The organism is Enterobacter sp. RHBSTW-00901 (genome assembly GCF_014103115.1).
In the GTDB taxonomy this organism is placed as follows: Bacteria; Pseudomonadota; Gammaproteobacteria; order Enterobacterales; family Enterobacteriaceae; genus Enterobacter; species Enterobacter cloacae_P.
Map to the genome: position 1 here is coordinate 2611041 of NZ_JABXPB010000001.1, position 17255 is coordinate 2628295.

Annotated in this window: 14 protein-coding genes and 4 tRNA genes; 1 reads left to right on the top strand and 17 read right to left on the bottom strand. The window is 52.4% G+C overall.

What is annotated here, in order from left to right; genetic code table 11:
• Positions 1-28 precede the first annotated feature (28 nt).
• The 12 genes from rpoB to HV318_RS12635 all read right to left on the bottom strand — a co-directional run bounded on the left by rpoB (position 29) and on the right by HV318_RS12635 (position 9798).
• Positions 29-4057 carry a DNA-directed RNA polymerase subunit beta gene (gene rpoB, locus HV318_RS12580; RefSeq protein ID WP_182273026.1) on the bottom strand — a complete coding sequence of 1343 codons (4029 nt, stop codon included), beginning with the start codon at positions 4055-4057 and terminating at the stop codon, positions 29-31.
• Positions 4058-4376: 319 nt separating this feature from the next.
• Positions 4377-4745, bottom strand: coding sequence for a 50S ribosomal protein L7/L12 (gene rplL, locus HV318_RS12585; RefSeq protein ID WP_014882064.1), 369 nt, complete (start codon positions 4743-4745; stop codon positions 4377-4379).
• Positions 4746-4811: 66 nt separating this feature from the next.
• Entirely contained in the window at positions 4812-5309 is a 498-nt protein-coding gene (rplJ, locus tag HV318_RS12590) for a 50S ribosomal protein L10 (protein WP_182273027.1), read from the bottom strand.
• A gap of 291 nt (positions 5310-5600) precedes the next feature.
• Entirely contained in the window at positions 5601-6305 is a 705-nt protein-coding gene (gene rplA / locus HV318_RS12595) for a 50S ribosomal protein L1 (RefSeq protein ID WP_182273028.1), read from the bottom strand.
• Between the two features lie 3 nt (positions 6306-6308).
• On the bottom strand, positions 6309-6737 hold the full coding sequence (rplK, locus tag HV318_RS12600; protein ID WP_008503452.1) for a 50S ribosomal protein L11: 429 nt from the start codon (positions 6735-6737) through the stop codon (positions 6309-6311).
• A gap of 155 nt (positions 6738-6892) precedes the next feature.
• Positions 6893-7438 carry a transcription termination/antitermination protein NusG gene (gene nusG / locus HV318_RS12605; RefSeq protein WP_003862341.1) on the bottom strand — a complete coding sequence of 182 codons (546 nt, stop codon included), beginning with the start codon at positions 7436-7438 and terminating at the stop codon, positions 6893-6895.
• A gap of 1 nt (position 7439) precedes the next feature.
• The gene (secE, locus tag HV318_RS12610; protein WP_032644497.1) at positions 7440-7823 is read right to left on the bottom strand and encodes a preprotein translocase subunit SecE; all 384 of its coding nucleotides are present in this window, start codon (positions 7821-7823) and stop codon (positions 7440-7442) included.
• Positions 7824-8052: 229 nt separating this feature from the next.
• Complete coding sequence (gene tuf, locus HV318_RS12615) at positions 8053-9237, bottom strand: elongation factor Tu (RefSeq protein WP_023326212.1); 1185 nt, start codon at positions 9235-9237, stop codon at positions 8053-8055.
• Between the two features lie 118 nt (positions 9238-9355).
• Positions 9356-9431: transfer RNA gene (locus tag HV318_RS12620), tRNA-Thr, on the bottom strand.
• 6 nt (positions 9432-9437) lie between these two features.
• Positions 9438-9512 (bottom strand) — tRNA-Gly (locus tag HV318_RS12625).
• Positions 9513-9629: 117 nt separating this feature from the next.
• A tRNA-Tyr gene (locus HV318_RS12630) sits at positions 9630-9714 on the bottom strand.
• A gap of 8 nt (positions 9715-9722) precedes the next feature.
• A tRNA-Thr gene (locus HV318_RS12635) sits at positions 9723-9798 on the bottom strand.
• A 317-nt stretch (positions 9799-10115) separates the two neighbouring features.
• Between HV318_RS12635 and coaA the strand changes: the two genes are divergently transcribed.
• Positions 10116-11066, top strand: coding sequence for a type I pantothenate kinase (coaA, locus tag HV318_RS12640; RefSeq protein ID WP_220471157.1), 951 nt, complete (start codon positions 10116-10118; stop codon positions 11064-11066).
• Between the two features lie 45 nt (positions 11067-11111).
• On the opposite strand, the gene dppF is transcribed toward coaA, so the two are convergent.
• The 5 genes from dppF to dppA all read right to left on the bottom strand — a co-directional run bounded on the left by dppF (position 11112) and on the right by dppA (position 16819).
• On the bottom strand, positions 11112-12125 hold the full coding sequence (dppF, locus tag HV318_RS12645; protein ID WP_182273030.1) for a dipeptide ABC transporter ATP-binding subunit DppF: 1014 nt from the start codon (positions 12123-12125) through the stop codon (positions 11112-11114).
• Positions 12122-13105 carry a dipeptide ABC transporter ATP-binding protein gene (gene dppD, locus HV318_RS12650; RefSeq protein ID WP_182273031.1) on the bottom strand — a complete coding sequence of 328 codons (984 nt, stop codon included), beginning with the start codon at positions 13103-13105 and terminating at the stop codon, positions 12122-12124. The genes dppF and dppD overlap by 4 nt, the downstream gene beginning before the upstream one ends.
• Positions 13106-13115: 10 nt before the next feature.
• Positions 13116-14018, bottom strand: a complete 903-nt coding sequence (gene dppC / locus HV318_RS12655) for a dipeptide ABC transporter permease DppC (RefSeq protein WP_182273032.1) — start codon at positions 14016-14018, stop codon at positions 13116-13118.
• 9 nt (positions 14019-14027) lie between these two features.
• Complete coding sequence (gene dppB, locus HV318_RS12660; RefSeq protein ID WP_182273033.1) at positions 14028-15047, bottom strand: dipeptide ABC transporter permease DppB; 1020 nt, start codon at positions 15045-15047, stop codon at positions 14028-14030.
• A 164-nt stretch (positions 15048-15211) separates the two neighbouring features.
• Positions 15212-16819, bottom strand: a complete 1608-nt coding sequence (gene dppA / locus HV318_RS12665; RefSeq protein ID WP_182273034.1) for a dipeptide ABC transporter periplasmic-binding protein DppA — start codon at positions 16817-16819, stop codon at positions 15212-15214.
• Positions 16820-17255: the final 436 nt, after the last annotated feature.

Below are 17255 nucleotides of genomic sequence, written 5' to 3' on the forward strand. Positions count from 1 at the left end.
CGACACCAGTGACCTGTTTGAGCGAGAATTACTCGTCTTCCAGTTCGATGTTGATACCCAGCGAACGAATCTCTTTCAACAGTACGTTGAAGGATTCTGGCATGCCCGGTTCCATCTGATGGTTGCCGTCCACGATGTTCTTATACATCTTGGTACGACCGTTCACGTCATCAGACTTAACGGTGAGCATTTCCTGCAGGGTGTATGCTGCGCCGTATGCTTCCAGCGCCCACACTTCCATCTCCCCGAAGCGCTGACCACCGAACTGCGCCTTACCACCCAGCGGCTGCTGAGTAACCAGGCTGTAAGAACCGGTAGAACGAGCGTGCATCTTGTCGTCGACCAGGTGGTTCAGTTTCAGCATGTACATGTAACCTACGGTTACCTGACGCTCAAACTGCTCGCCGGTACGGCCGTCAAACAGCGTAATCTGACCAGAAGATGGCAGACCACCCAGTTGCAGCAGCTCTTTAATTTCAGCTTCTTTTGCACCGTCGAATACCGGCGTTGCAATTGGCATACCTTTACGCAGGTTCTCTGCCAGACGCAGCACTTCTTCATCGCTGAAGGTGTTCAGGTCGACTTTCTGACGAACGTCGGTACCCAGATCGTAGGCACGCTGGATGAATTCGCGCAGTTTCGCGACTTCCTGCTGCTGTTTCAGCATGGCGTTAATCTTGTCGCCAATACCTTTCGCAGCCATACCCAGGTGAGTTTCCAGGATCTGACCGATGTTCATACGAGACGGTACGCCCAGCGGGTTCAGTACGATATCTACCGGCGTACCGTTAGCATCGTGCGGCATATCTTCGATCGGGTTGATCTTAGAGATAACACCCTTGTTACCGTGACGACCTGCCATCTTATCACCAGGCTGGATCTGACGTTTAACAGCCAGATAGACCTTAACAATCTTCAGCACGCCTGGTGCCAGATCGTCGCCCTGAGTGATTTTACGGCGTTTCGCTTCGAGTTTTTTCTCGAACTCGTGTTTCAGTTCGTCATACTGCTCAGCCAGTTGTTCCAGCTGATTTTGTTTCTCTTCGTCGGTCAGACCCAGTTCCAGCCAGCGATCGCGTGGCAGTTTGTCGAGCTTCTCAGCTTCAACACCACCGGCAACCAGCACCGCATAGATACGGCTGAACAGACCCGCTTCGAGGATTTGCAGTTCTTCAGACAGGTCTTTCTTAGCCTGTTTGAGCTGCATCTCTTCGATTTCCAGCGCACGTTTATCTTTCTCAACGCCGTCACGGGTGAAGACCTGAACGTCGATAACCGTACCGGAAACACCGTTTGGCACACGCAGAGAAGAGTCTTTAACGTCAGACGCTTTCTCACCGAAGATTGCACGCAGCAGCTTCTCTTCTGGCGTCAGCTGGGTTTCACCTTTCGGCGTGACCTTACCAACCAGAATGTCGCCACCGGTCACTTCTGCACCGATGTAAACGATACCGGATTCATCCAGTTTGGAGAGCGCAGCTTCACCCACGTTAGGGATATCAGCAGTGATCTCTTCTGGCCCCAGCTTGGTGTCACGGGATACACATGCCAGTTCCTGAATGTGGATGGTGGTGAAACGATCTTCCTGAACCACACGCTCGGAGACGAGGATGGAGTCTTCGAAGTTGTAACCGTTCCACGGCATGAACGCTACGCGCATGTTCTGACCGAGCGCCAGTTCACCGAGGTCGGTGGACGGACCGTCTGCCAGCACGTCGCCGCGCTCAACTGGCTCACCCAGAGATACACAAGGCATCTGGTTGATACAGGTGTTCTGGTTAGAACGGGTGTATTTGGTCAGGTTGTAGATGTCGATACCCGCTTCGCCCGGATACATCTCATCTTCGTTAACTTTGATAACGATACGGGATGCATCAACGTACTGGACGGTACCGCCACGTTTAGCAACTGCAGTAACACCGGAGTCAACGGCAACAGCACGTTCCATACCGGTACCAACCAGCGGCTTATCAGCGCGCAGAGTTGGAACGGCCTGACGTTGCATGTTCGCACCCATCAATGCACGGTTGGCGTCATCGTGTTCCAGGAACGGGATCAGGGACGCACCGACGGAAACCACCTGCTGGGTGGATACGTCCATGTAGTCAACCTGGTCGCGGCTGAACAAGCTGGATTCGCCTTTGCTACGGCAGGTTACCAGGTCTTCTTCAAAGTGGCCTTCGTCATCCAGGTTGGAGTTCGCCTGAGCGATAACGTAGTTACCTTCTTCAATAGCAGACAGGTAATGAATTTCGTCGGTAACAACACCGTCGGTCACTTTACGGTACGGCGTCTCAAGGAAACCGTATTCGTTAGTCTGTGCGTACACGGACAGGGAGTTGATCAGACCGATGTTTGGACCTTCAGGCGTTTCGATTGGACATACGCGACCGTAGTGAGTCGGGTGTACGTCTCGAACTTCGAAGCCTGCACGTTCACGGGTCAGACCGCCTGGGCCGAGTGCAGAGATACGACGTTTGTGCGTAATCTCAGACAGCGGGTTGTTCTGGTCCATGAACTGAGACAGCTGGCTGGAACCGAAGAACTCTTTCACTGCTGCAGAAATCGGCTTGGCGTTGATCATATCCTGAGGCATCAGGGTATCCAGATCGCCCAGAGACAGACGCTCTTTCACCGCACGCTCTACACGTACCAGGCCAACGCGGAACTGGTTTTCCGCCATTTCGCCTACGGAACGGATACGACGGTTGCCGAGGTGGTCGATATCGTCCACTTCGCCTTTACCGTTACGGATATCGATGAGCTTCTTCATCACTTCGATGATGTCGTCTTTGCTCAGGATACCGGAACCTTCGATTTCGTCGCGCAGCAGAGAACGGTTGAACTTCATACGACCAACCGCGGACAGATCGTAGCGGTCTTCGGAGAAGAACAGGTTCTCGAACAGGCTTTCAGCCGCTTCGCGAGTTGGTGGCTCACCAGGACGCATCATGCGGTAGATTTCTACCAGCGCGCTCAGACGATCGGTGGTTGGGTCGACGCGAATAGTCTCAGACATATACGCGCCGTGGTCCAGATCGTTGGTGAACAGCGTTTCGATACGTTTGTGACCAGACTGGCTCAGCTTAGCCAGCAGATCCAGGCTCAGCTCCATGTTCGCCGGGCAGATCAGCTCGCCAGTTGATTCATCAACGTAATCTTTCGCGGACACTTTTCCTGCAATGTACTCAACCGGAACTTCGATGTGTTTGATATCATCTTTTTCCAGCTGGCGGATATGGCGCGCAGTGATACGGCGACCTTTTTCCACATACACTTTGCCGTCGGCTTCAATGTCGAACGACGCGGTCTCACCACGCAGACGTTCCGGCACCAGCTCCATCTGCAGCTTGTTGTCGCGGATTTCAAAGATCACTTTCTCAAAGAACAGGTCCAGGATCTGCTCAGTGGTGTATTGCAGCGCACGCAGAATGATGGTCGCAGGCAGCTTACGACGACGGTCGATACGGACAAACAGGTTGTCTTTTGGATCGAACTCGAAGTCCAGCCATGAACCACGGTAAGGAATGATGCGCGCGTTATACAGTACTTTACCGGAAGAGTGTGTTTTACCTTTATCGCTGTCGAAGAAGACGCCCGGGCTACGATGCAGCTGGGAAACGATAACACGCTCAGTACCGTTGATTACGAAAGTACCGTTGTCTGTCATGAGTGGAATTTCACCCATGTAGACTTCTTGTTCTTTAATGTCTTTAACGGTGCCTTCCGGCGCTTCGCGCTCGTAGATCACCAGACGCAGTTTTACGCGCAGCGGTGCGGAATAGGTCACGCCACGGATCTGACATTCCTGAACGTCAAACACCGGTTCGCCAAGGCGGTAGCTGACGTACTGCAGCTCGGAGTTACCGCTGTAGCTCTGAATCGGGAACACGGAACGGAAGGCTGCTTCCAGGCCGTACTGCCCTTCAGGATCTTGCTCGATAAACTTCTGGAACGAGTCAAGCTGGATAGAAAGGAGATATGGAATGTCCAGAACTTGTGGACGTTTACCAAAATCCTTACGAATACGTTTTTTCTCGGTATAGGAGTAAACCATAGGGTTCCTCAGCTCGCTGACAAGTCGACCCATCTGTCCGACGAAGGGACAGTTTGTGCAACACCATTTTGTGGACCGGAAAATTGAATACTTTCCGCAATACCTGTTGCTATCACGCTTAAATCATTTCGTCGCGATTTACACAGAGCGAGCACCCTGTCGCAATATATTAAGTCGTCGATAGAAACAAGCATTGTCAGGACAACCAGCAGTCAAACAGTGTGAAATGCTACTGATGCCTTACAGCGCAAAAAGGCTGGTGACTAAAAAGTCACCAGCCATCAGCCTAAGTAATTAGGCTGCAACCAGAAAAGTTGGCTTATTTAACTTCAACTTCAGCGCCAGCTTCTTCCAGAGATTTTTTCAGTGCTTCTGCGTCGTCTTTGCTCACGCCTTCTTTCAGCGCAGCTGGAGCAGATTCTACCAGGTCTTTAGCTTCTTTCAGACCCAGGCCAGTTGCGCCACGTACTGCTTTGATAACAGCAACTTTGTTAGCGCCAGCAGCTTTCAGAATTACGTCGAATTCAGTTTTTTCTTCAGCAGCGTCAGCAGCTGGGCCAGCAGCAACAGCTACAGCGGCAGCAGCAGAAACACCGAATTTTTCTTCCATTGCAGAGATCAGTTCTACAACGTCCATTACGGACATAGCTGCAACTGCTTCAATGATTTGATCTTTAGTGATAGACATTTAAATTGTTCCTGAAAATCAGAATAAGTTTATACGTAAGCAAATGCTTTATAAAGATAACTGCTATTAAGCAGCTTCTTTCGCATCGCGAACAGCAGCCAGAGTGCGAACCAGTTTGCCAGCCGAAGCTTCTTTCATGGTTGCCATCAGGCGTGCAATTGCTTCTTCGTAGGTCGGCAGGGTTGCCAGGCGATCGATTTGCGATGCCGTGATCAACTCACCTTCAAAGGCTGCAGCTTTGACCTCAAATTTTGCATTCGCTTTCGCGAACTCTTTGAACAGACGAGCAGCAGCGCCCGGATGTTCCATAGAGTATGCAATCAGGGTCGGACCAACAAACGTGTCTTTCAGGCACTCGAATGGAGTACCTTCAACTACGCGGCGCAGCAGGGTGTTACGAACAACACGCATGTATACGCCAGCTTCACGACCTGCTTTACGCAGTTCAGTCATTTTGTCTACAGTAACGCCACGGGAATCCGCAACTACTGCAGACAGCGCGCCTTTGGCTACTTCGCTGACTTCAGCAACAATCGCTTGTTTGTCTTGAAGATTTAAAGCCATTAGCTTTGCTCCTGGATGTTTGCCGGAACTCAAGTTCCGGAACTCACTTCACTCCTCCAAACGGAGAGAGCGTCTTAATACGGTGAGCAGAAACAAGCCAGAGTATTCAAAAAATAATCTTAGCGTTCTGTCACCGTCTACGCAGGGGATTAAGTCTCTTGCGAAACACCTGCGGTCTTCGACGGAGGCCTGGATAGGCCAGGCTCCAACGAACAAATCTTTTAGCCGCTAACTTTCGTTAGCAAACGTGGGGGTAAGATTGTAGACAAAATCACCGCCCACGTAAAGGCATTAGTTTGCAGCAGCGCTCAGGCCAGCCTGGTCAACTGCAACACCTGCACCCATAGTGGTGGAGATGCTAACTTTCTTGATGTACACGCCTTTAGCCTGAGTTGGTTTCGCTTTTTTCAGCGCAACCAGCAGAGATTCCAGGTTTTCTTTCAGTTTGTCAGCGTCAAAGTCCACTTTACCGATGGTGGTGTGGATGATGCCGTTTTTGTCGTTACGATAACGAACCTGACCTGCTTTAGCGTTCTTAACCGCTTCAGCAACGTTAGGAGTAACGGTACCCACTTTCGGGTTTGGCATCAGGCCGCGTGGACCCAGAACCTGGCCCAGCTGACCAACAACGCGCATTGCATCTGGAGATGCAATAACAACGTCAAAGTTCATTTCGCCTTTCTTGATCTGGTCTGCCAGATCTTCCATACCTACCAGTTCAGCACCAGCAGCTTTAGCAGCTTCTGCGTTTGCACCCTGAGTAAATACAGCTACGCGAACGGAACGGCCAGTACCGTGTGGCAGTACAGTTGCACCACGAACGTTCTGATCAGATTTACGAGCATCGATGCCCAGGTTAACAGCAACGTCAACGCTTTCAACGAACTTAGCAGTAGCCAGTTCTTTCAGCAGAGCGATAGCTTCGTTGATGTCGTACTGTTTGGTCGCATCAACTTTGTCACGGATCACGGACATGCGCTTGGTCAGTTTAGCCATTTCTTAGTCCTCCACTACCAGGCCCATGGAACGTGCAGTACCTTCGATTGAGCGAGTCATCGCTTCAATGTCGGCACCAGTCATGTCGGCAGCTTTGGTCTGCGCGATTTCCTGCAGCTGAGCGCGGGAAATTTTACCCACTTTGTCTTTGTTCGGTTTACCGGAACCAGACTTGATACCAGCCGCTTTCTTCAGCAGAACTGCTGCTGGAGGGGTTTTGGTAACGAAAGTGAAAGAACGGTCAGCGTAAACAGTGATTACGACTGGGATTGGCAGACCTTTTTCCAGGGATTCGGTTTTGGCGTTGAACGCTTTACAGAATTCCATGATGTTCACACCCTGCTGACCCAGAGCTGGACCAACTGGTGGACTTGGGTTCGCCATACCAGCTGCAACCTGCAGCTTGACGTAGGCTTGTACTTTCTTAGCCATTCTAAAATCCTCTGATTGGGTGATAACGCCTCAGGGAGGCTCCCCGTGATAAAAAATCGTTTTACGGGCTTAGCCCATAAAAACAAAAGGCGCGAAATTGTATTCCAATCTCGCGCCCTGTGCAACGATTAAATCGCCGCTTTTTTGATCGCTACTTAGGCTTTTTCTACCTGGGCAAAGTCCAGTTCTACCGGGGTCGCACGACCGAAGATAGAAACAGAAACTTTCAGGCGGGACTTCTCGTAGTCCACTTCTTCAACCACGCCATTAAAGTCAGCAAACGGACCGTCATTAACACGAACCATTTCACCCGGTTCAAACAGCGTTTTCGGACGCGGCTTATCACCCACCTGCTGCAGGCGGTTCATAATCGCATCAACTTCTTTGTCGCTGATTGGAGCCGGACGGTCAGACGTGCCGCCGATAAAGCCCATTACGCGCGGTACGCTGCGCACCAGGTGCCAGCTCGCATCGTTCATAACCATCTGAACCAGCACGTAACCCGGGAAGAATTTACGCTCGCTTTTGCGACGCTGGCCGCCACGGATCTCGACCACTTCTTCGGTCGGAACCATCACTTCGCCAAATAACTCTTCCATATTGTGTAATTTGATATGCTCACGCAGCGATGTTGCTACGCGGCCTTCAAAACCGGAAAACGCCTGAACGACGTACCAACGCTTTTTAGGGGCTTCAGACATCTTAGAACCTCAGGCCAGTGATAAAGGATACCAGGCGAACCAGAATACCATCCAGTCCCCACAGGATCAGTGACATTACCGCAGTTACTGCAGCCACAATCAGAGTGGTATGCAATGTTTCCTGGCGGGTTGGCCAAATGACCTTGCGGACTTCGGTACGTGCTTCGCGCGCGAAAGCAACGGTTGCTTTACCTTTAGTAGTTAACAGCGCGACACCGCCCGCTGCAGCAATCAGAATCACCACTGCCAGCGCACGCAGCGGCAGCATCATGTCACGATAAAGATAGTTGCCAACGATTGCCACAATCAGCAGCACGGCAACAGCGATCCACTTCATCGCTTCCAGGCCGCGCCCGCTCCCTTGAGCTTCGGTATTCGCACTCATAAACCAACCTGTCAGAAGAATTCTACAAATAATTTCACCCCGCGATTGCGAGGCGAGCCAAATCGAAACGCTTAATCCCTTTAGAGATTATACGCTCTCTGCAGAGCCTGTCTCAGCAATGATTATGACAAAAATAATCACTGATGAGCCAGGTTCTGATGTGAAAGCGTGCAAAAAGGGCATCAAATGATGCCCTTTTCATGCGCATTGCGTCAAATGTTATCAGCGATTAGCCGAGAACTTTAGCAACCACGCCCGCGCCAACGGTACGACCGCCTTCACGGATTGCGAAACGCAGACCGTCGTCCATCGCGATTGGGTGGATCAGCGTCACAACCATCTTGATGTTGTCGCCTGGCATTACCATCTCTACGCCTTCTGGCAGTTCGATGGTACCGGTCACGTCAGTTGTACGGAAGTAGAACTGTGGACGGTAGCCTTTGAAGAACGGAGTATGACGGCCGCCTTCGTCTTTGGACAGAATGTACACTTCAGATTCGAACTTGGTGTGTGGCTTGATTGAGCCTGGCTTCGCCAGTACCTGACCACGTTCGATTTCTTCACGTTTGATACCACGCAGCAGAACACCAACGTTCTCACCAGCACGGCCTTCGTCCAGCAGTTTGCGGAACATTTCAACGCCAGTACAGGTAGACTTCGCAGTCTCTTTGATACCAACGATTTCAACTTCTTCGCCAACTTTGATGATACCGCGCTCTACACGACCGGTAACAACGGTACCACGACCGGAGATGGAGAATACGTCTTCAATTGGCAGCAGGAATGGCTTGTCAATCGCACGCTCTGGTTCTGGGATGTAAGAATCCAGGAAGCCAGCCAGTTCGATGATTTTCGCTTCCCACTCTGCTTCGCCTTCCAGCGCTTTCAGAGCAGAACCACGAACGATTGGAGTATCGTCGCCTGGGAAATCGTACTGAGACAGCAGTTCACGAACTTCCATCTCTACCAGTTCCAGCAGTTCTTCGTCATCAACCATGTCACACTTGTTCAGGAACACGATGATGTAAGGAACGCCTACCTGACGACCCAGCAGGATGTGCTCACGAGTCTGAGGCATAGGGCCGTCAGTCGCAGCAACAACCAGGATCGCGCCGTCCATCTGCGCAGCACCGGTGATCATGTTTTTAACATAGTCGGCGTGGCCTGGGCAGTCTACGTGTGCGTAGTGGCGAGTCGGGGTGTCATATTCAACGTGGGAAGTGTTGATGGTGATACCACGAGCTTTTTCTTCTGGTGCGTTATCGATCTGGTCGAATGCACGAGCAGAACCACCGTAGGTTTTTGCCAGAACGGTAGTGATTGCAGCGGTCAGCGTTGTTTTACCATGGTCAACGTGGCCGATAGTACCGACGTTAACGTGCGGTTTTGTACGTTCAAACTTTTCTTTAGACATCGATTGTCCCTCTAAGACACGGATAAATCGGTGATATCACCACATCAACCAGGCGAAATGCCTGAACTGTTGAATACATTTACATTGAAACAGAGAGAAACGGGAGGGAGAAGTGAAGTGGTGCTGATACCCAGAGTCGAACTGGGGACCTCACCCTTACCAAGGGTGCGCTCTACCAACTGAGCCATATCAGCACGTATTGGAGCGGGCAGCGGGAATCGAACCCGCATCATCAGCTTGGAAGGCTGAGGTAATAGCCATTATACGATGCCCGCATCCTGAAACTCGGCTACCCAGTTCTTTCTGTAACAAAAAAAGAGATTTCTCTCTTTTCATGTTCGAGCTGATTCATTTTTTAAACCAGCTCCGGCGGCATTTACGCTGCCAGAAAGTGGTGGTGGGGGAAGGATTCGAACCTTCGAAGTCTGTGACGGCAGATTTACAGTCTGCTCCCTTTGGCCGCTCGGGAACCCCACCGGACTTGATGGTGCCGACTACCGGAATCGAACTGGTGACCTACTGATTACAAGTCAGTTGCTCTACCTACTGAGCTAAGTCGGCATCAAGTAGCGCGCATTCTATGGAGACATGCGCAGTCATGCAACTAAAAAATCGCATAAAACGTTCTTTCGCTCACATTTTATGCGAAAGAAGGGTTAAGCGCTGTAAATTCACTCACTCGCGGTCAAAAATTCAACATCAAAGCCCGATTTACACCGTATATACCGTAGCGTGATGGCTCCCGCGTAACGCACCGCTTCCCATATTTTTTCTTATTATTCCTGTCATCTGGTGTTAACCTCCTGCCCATTGTCCAAAATTAACTATGTGATGAGCTATCGCCCGGATGTTTTGTGATGGTTCACCGAAGCATGCTTATGAGCAAAAAAGAGCAACCGTTAATGACACCTTATCTTCACTTTAACCGCAGCCAGTGGGCTGCCCTGCGTGATTCCGTCCCTATGACGCTGACGGAAGGCGAAATCGCACGGTTAAAAGGGATAAATGAAGATCTGTCCCTGGAAGAAGTGGCAGAAATCTATTTACCATTATCTCGTTTGCTTAACTTCTATATCAGCTCTAACCTGCGTCGCCAGGCGGTACTTGAGCAGTTCCTCGGAACAAACGGGCAACGCATTCCTTATATCATCAGTATTGCGGGCAGCGTTGCCGTAGGAAAAAGTACCACCGCGCGCGTGCTACAGGCGTTGCTGAGCCGCTGGCCAGAACACCGCAGCGTGGAGCTGATCACCACCGACGGCTTCCTGCACCCGAACGAAGTGTTAAAAGAACGCGGCCTGATGAAGAAGAAGGGCTTCCCGCTCTCTTATGATATGCACCGCCTGGTGAAATTCGTTTCTGATCTGAAATCAGGCGTGCCGAGCGTGACCGCGCCGGTCTACTCGCACCTGATTTATGACCGCATCCCTGACGGCGACAAAACGGTGGCCCAGCCGGATATCCTGATTCTGGAAGGGTTAAACGTGCTGCAGAGCGGAATGGATTATCCTCACGATCCGCATCATGTCTTTGTCTCCGATTTTGTCGACTTCTCTATTTATGTCGATGCGCCGGAAGATTTACTGCAAAACTGGTATATAAACCGCTTCCTGAAGTTCCGCGAAGGGGCGTTTACCGATCCCGACTCTTATTTCCACAACTACGCCCAGCTCTCTAAAGAAGAGGCCATCAATGTGGCAACAGGGTTATGGAATGAGATCAACTACGTGAACCTGAAAGAGAACATCCTGCCGACGCGCGAGCGCGCCAGCCTGATCCTCACCAAAAGTGAGAAACATGCTGTCGACCAGATTCGTTTGCGGAAATAATAAAGCAGACATAAAAAAACCGGCGCTTAACGCCGGTTTTTTACTTCAGGCATGCGGCTTTTCGCCATTTTCGTCCTGATCAACGGCAAAGCACGCCACCAGTTGACCGCCATAATCCTTCAGCTGTGGCTGCAACTGTGTGCAGGGGCCAAAACGACGGCGGCAACGGGCGTTGAATGCACATCCCGGAGGCGGATTCAGCGGGCTTGGTAATTCACCCGTCAGCTTAATTCGCTCACGACGATCGTCCGGATTCAGGCGCGGAGTCGCAGACAGCAGCGCCTGAGTATACGGATGACGAGGGTTATTAAAGATCTGGTCTTTCGTCCCCTTCTCCACGCAGCGCCCTAAGTACATCACCATCACTTCGTCAGCAATGTGCTCAACAACCGACAGGTCGTGCGAAATGAACACGTACGACAGGCCCAGTTCTTGCTGCAGATCCATCATCAGGTTCAGTACCTGCGCACGCACGGAGACGTCGAGCGCGGAAACCGGTTCATCAGCAATCACCACATCCGGGTCGAGCATCAGACCACGGGCGATAGCGATACGCTGACGCTGGCCGCCGGAGAACATATGCGGGTAGCGATCGTAATGTTCGGTTTTAAGGCCGACTTTCGCCATCATCGCCAGCGCTTTTTCACGACGCTGCTCTTTGCTCAGGCTGGTGTTTATCTGCAACGGCTCTTCCAGGATTTGACCCACTTTTTTACGCGGGTTCAGGGAACCGTACGGGTTCTGGAACACAATCTGGATTTTCTGACGACGCAGCTTCTGTGCCTGCGGATCGTGCTTAAGCAGATCCTGTCCCTGATAGTAAAGCTCACCGCCGGTTGGCGTTTCAATCATCGTCAACAGACGGCCCAGCGTGGATTTCCCACAGCCGGACTCCCCAACCACCGCCAGCGTTTTACCGCGCTCAAGGGTAAAGGAGACGCCATCCAGCGCTTTCACCAGGCGCTCAGGGGCAAATAGCCCCTTCTTCACCGGGTAGTGTTTTTTCAGGTCGATAGCCTGCAACAGCGGTTGTTGCGTGGTGGCCTGTTGCGTACTCATAGTGTTGGCCTCCCGGCATCATCGAGTGGGTAGTGGCATTTCGACTGACGACCGTCAGCCAACAGGTTCAGCTCTGGCTCTTGCGCACGACATTTGTCCGTCGCATACGGGCAGCGCGGGTTAAGCAGACAGCCCTGTGGACGGTCATATTTACCCGGCACCACACCCGGCAGCGAGGCCAGACGCGCTTTGTCCTGGGCAAACTCCGGCAGCGCGCGTAAAAGTGCCTGGGTATACGGATGACGCGGCGCGCGGAAGATATCGTGCGAACTCCCGGTCTCGACCACCTGGCCGGCATACATCACGATGATTTTGTGTGCCGCTTCAGCCACCAGCGCCAGATCGTGCGTAATCAGCACCAGCGCCATATTCTCTTTCTGCTGCAGTTCCAGCAGCAGCTCGATAATTTGCGCCTGAATGGTGACGTCCAGCGCAGTTGTCGGTTCATCCGCAATCAGCAGTTTTGGCCGACAGGCGATCGCCATGGCAATCATCACGCGCTGGCTCATCCCGCCGGACAGCTGATGCGGGTATACATCCAGACGCGATGCCGGGTCAGGAATACCGACCTGCGTCAGCAGATCGATAGCGCGCTGACGACGGGTTTTCTTGTTACCGCCCTGATGCACCTTAATGGCTTCCATAATCTGGAAACCGACGGTGTAGCACGGATTCAGGCTGGTCATCGGGTCCTGGAAGATCATCGCCACTTCTGCGCCCACCAGCTGGCGGCGTTGTTTTTCAGAAATGCGCTTCAGATCCTGACCGTTAAACTCCAGACTTTCGGCCATCACGCGACCGGGATAATCAATCAGCCCCATAATCGCCTGCGAACTGACAGATTTACCGGAACCCGACTCCCCAACAATACCGACCACTTCGCCCTGATTTACGCTGTAGCTGATGCGGTCCACGGCGCGAAACGGTGTGCCTTCGTCGCCGAAGTGCACCGATAATTTATCTACATTTAATAACGCCATCTCGTGCCTCTTACTGCTTCAGTTTGGGATCAAGTGCATCACGCAGACCATCACCCATCAGGTTAAATGCCAGCACCGTCAGCAGGATCGCCAGACCCGGGAAGGTGACAACCCACCAGGCGCTTTGTGCGAACTGCAACACATCGGAGAGCATGGTGCCCCACTCCGGTGTTGGCGGCTGCGCACCCATGCCCAGGAAGCCAAGAGCGGCCATATCAAGAATGGCGTTAGAGAAACCGAGCGATGCCTGAACGATCAGCGGCGCAAGGCAGTTCGGGAAAATGTTAACGAACATCTGACGCATCGCCCCCGCACCCGCCACGCGAGATGCCGTCACGTAGTCTCGGTGTACTTCCACCAGCACCGCCGCACGGGTTAAACGCACGTAGTGAGGAAGTGCCACAAAGGTCAGCGCAAGCGCGGCGTTACCAATAGACGGGCCGAATATCGCCACCAGCACCAGCGCCAGCAGCAGGCTTGGCAGTGCCAGCATGATGTCGACGATACGCATGATGATGTTATCAACGATACCGCCGAAGTAACCGGCAACCAGACCGAGCACAATGCCCATGACCAGCGACAGTACCACCACCAGACAACCGACCAGCAGCGACAGACGCGCGCCGTACATCAGACGCGACAACACATCACGACCTACGTCGTCAGTACCCAGCAGGTGCGTCAGGCTACCACCCTCCTGCCAGGCCGGAGGTGACAGCAGCGCGTCACGGAACTGATCCGCCGGGTTATAGGGTGCGAGCACGTTAGCAAACACCGCAATCAGGATCATGATGGTGACATACACCAGCCCTACTACCGCGCCTTTATTACGCTTGAAGTAGTGCCAGAACTCCTGCAGCGGCGTCATTGGCACCGGTGCAGCAACAACTTTGTTTTCAGTAACGAGTGACATGATGGCCCCTTACTTCTTATGACGAATACGCGGGTTCACCACGCCGTACAGCAAATCGACCAGCAGGTTGACGAGGATAATCATCGTCGCGACCAGCAATACACCGCCCTGCACAACCGGATAGTCACGGCGTTGCAGTGCGTCAATCAGCCAGCGTCCGAGGCCCGGCCAGGAGAAGATGGTTTCCGTCAGGATCGCCCCTGCCAGCAACGTCCCTACCTGCAAACCGATAACGGTCACCACCGGCAGCATGGCGTTACGCAGCGCGTGGACGATAATGACACGCATACGGGTCAGGCCTTTGGCGCGCGCGGTACGGATATAATCTTCGCCCAGCACTTCCAGCATCGATGAACGGGTCATACGCACGATCACCGCCAGAGGAATGGTGCCCAGCACCATCGCAGGCAGGATCATGTGCGCCAGCGCATCAATGAAGTTACCCTCTTCACCCCAGATAGCCGTATCAATCAGCATAAAACCGGTCAGCGGGTTGGAGTCATCAAGGAAGACCATATCGCTGACGCGCCCGGACACCGGTGTCAGGTTAAGCTGCACCGAGACCAGCATAATCAGCATCATGCCCCACCAGAAGATAGGCATGGAGTAACCGGTCAACGCCAGACCCACCGCAGTATGGTCGAAGATCGAGCCACGCTTAACAGCGGCTAATACCCCAACAGGAATGCCTACTGCGGTGGCAAAAATCATGGCGCAGACGCCGAGTTCCAGCGTCGCTTTAAAACGCGGCACAAACTCGTCCCACACCGGAAGGCGGCTTTTCAGGGAAATGCCTAAATCACCGTGCAACACACCCCAGATATAGTTGAGGTATTGCTGCCACAGCGGCTTGTTCAGGCCAAGCTCGGCCAGCAGCTGTGCATGGCGTTCAGGGGAAATACCACGCTCACCCGCCATAATCATTACCGGGTCGCCGGGGATCATATGGACGAAGGCAAAAGTGAGAAGGGTGATACCGATAAACGTGGGGATAACAAGTCCCAGACGTCGGAGGATGAACTGCAACATAACCCGGATTCTCTCTGATAACGCACGACCAATGGCGTGACGTCTGTATTGCTCACAAATGTAAATTCCCTCTCCCTGTAGGAGGAGAGGGTTAGGGTGAAGGGATGCATGCACGCCCCTCACCCCTGTCCTCTCCCAAAAGGAGAGGGAGAACACCCTACTTATTATTCAACAGATACGTTTTCGAAGTGGTGTTTGCCCAGTGGATCAACCACGTAGCCTTTGACTTCTTTACGCACTGGTTCGTACACGGTGGAGTGAGCCACAATCAGCGCCGGAGCCTGGTCGTGCATAACAACCTGAGCCTGCTTGTACAGTTCAATACGTTTGTTGTGATCGTCGGTCGCACGCGCCGGCTGGATCAGGTCTTCAAACGGCTTGTAGCACCAGCGAGAGTAGTTAGAACCGTCTTTCGCAGCCGCACAGCTGAACAGGGTGGCGAAGAAGTTATCTGGATCCCCGTTATCACCGGTCCAGCCCATCATTACCGCCTGATGCTCACCCGCTTTGGCACGTTTCAGATACTCGCCCCACTCGTAGGTCACAATCTTGGCCTGAACACCGATCTTAGCCCAGTCAGCCTGCACCATTTCAGCCATACGGCGTGCGTTCGGGTTGTACGGACGCTGTACCGGCATCGCCCACAGTTCAACGGTAAAGCCTTTATCCTGGCCTGCTTCTTTCAGCAGCGCTTTCGCTTTCTCAGGATCGTAGCTGTAGTCTTTAACGTCGTTGTTATAGCCCCACATGGTTGGCGGGATCAGGTTTTTAGCCGCAACGCCCGCGCCCTGATAAACCGCCTTGATGATCGCTTCTTTGTTGACCGCGTAGGTCAGCGCCTGACGCACTTTCACGTCATCAAACGGTTTTTTCTCGGTGTTGAAGGAGAGATAACCCACGTTCAGGCCAGCCTGCTCCAGCAGGTTGATATTTTTATCCTGCTTCATGCGAGCGATATCTGCCGGGTTCGGGTATGGCATAACCTGGCATTCGTTTTTCTGCAGTTTTGCGTAACGTACAGACGCATCAGGCGTAATGGAGAAGACCAGACGGTCAATCTTCGGCTTAGTGCCCCAGTAACCCGGGAAGGCTTTATACAGAATACGGGAGTCTTTCTGGTACTGCAGCAGCTGGAACGGGCCAGTGCCGATTGGATCCAGGTCCACTTTTTCCGGCGTACCGGCTTTCAGCATGTTGTCCGCGTACTCTTTAGACAGAATAGAGGCGAAGTCCATTGCCAGGTCAGCCAGGAATGGGGCTTCCGGGCGAGTCAGCACGAACTGAACGGTTTTATCGTCCACTTTTTTCACTTCAGAGATCAGATCTGGCAGACCCATCCCTTCGAAGTATTCATAGCTGCCGCCAGACACTTTGTGGTACGGGTTTTGCGCGTTTTTCTGACGGTCGAAGGAGAACACAACGTCGTCGGCGTTAAAGTCGCGGGTTGGTTTGAATTCTTTGCTGTCCTGCCACTTCACGCCCTGGCGCAGGTGGAAGGTATAGGTTTTACCGTCTGCGCTAACATCCCACTTCTCAGCCAGACCTGGGATCACTTCCGTGGTACCGGTTTTGAATTCAACCAGACGGTTATAGATCGGTACGGAGCTGGCATCGTACGTGGTGCCAGAGGTAAACAGCTGTGGGTTAAAGCCTTCCGGCGAGCCTTCAGAACAGTAAACCAGGGTTTTTGCCTGTACGCTTGCTGCGACGGTCATGGCCACCAGGCTCAGACCAAGCTTCAGCATCCCTGACTTCTTCAAGGAAATACTCATTATTCTGCTCCAATGTGATGTTTTGCTTTGTTGTGTTACGCCGCCTGACCTTTATTTATTTTTTACCCGGTCTGGTCGGTGGTGCCCGAAGGCGTTAAAGGGATGGAGAATCCTTTCAGAAGTGCGTTTGAGTTGCAGCGCAGATCCTCCCTGAAATGCCCCTCGTGCCCTACAATCTGTCAACAGAATGTGAAAACGTCAATACAGGTGACCAGGATTTACGCGGAGTGTGAGAAACAGCAAACAAAGATTAAAAAAACTTTGGACACCCGTTTTCAGCAGGGAAATTTATGCTACTCGCCATGTTGCAGCACAAATATCTTCATATTTCGCAACATCCAGTGATTAACTTTTATGCAGATTGAGTAAACTTTCTTGCGGAATGGTGATTATCTGAGCACTAAATTCCGCGAACGTTAAAACGCACAGCGAAAAA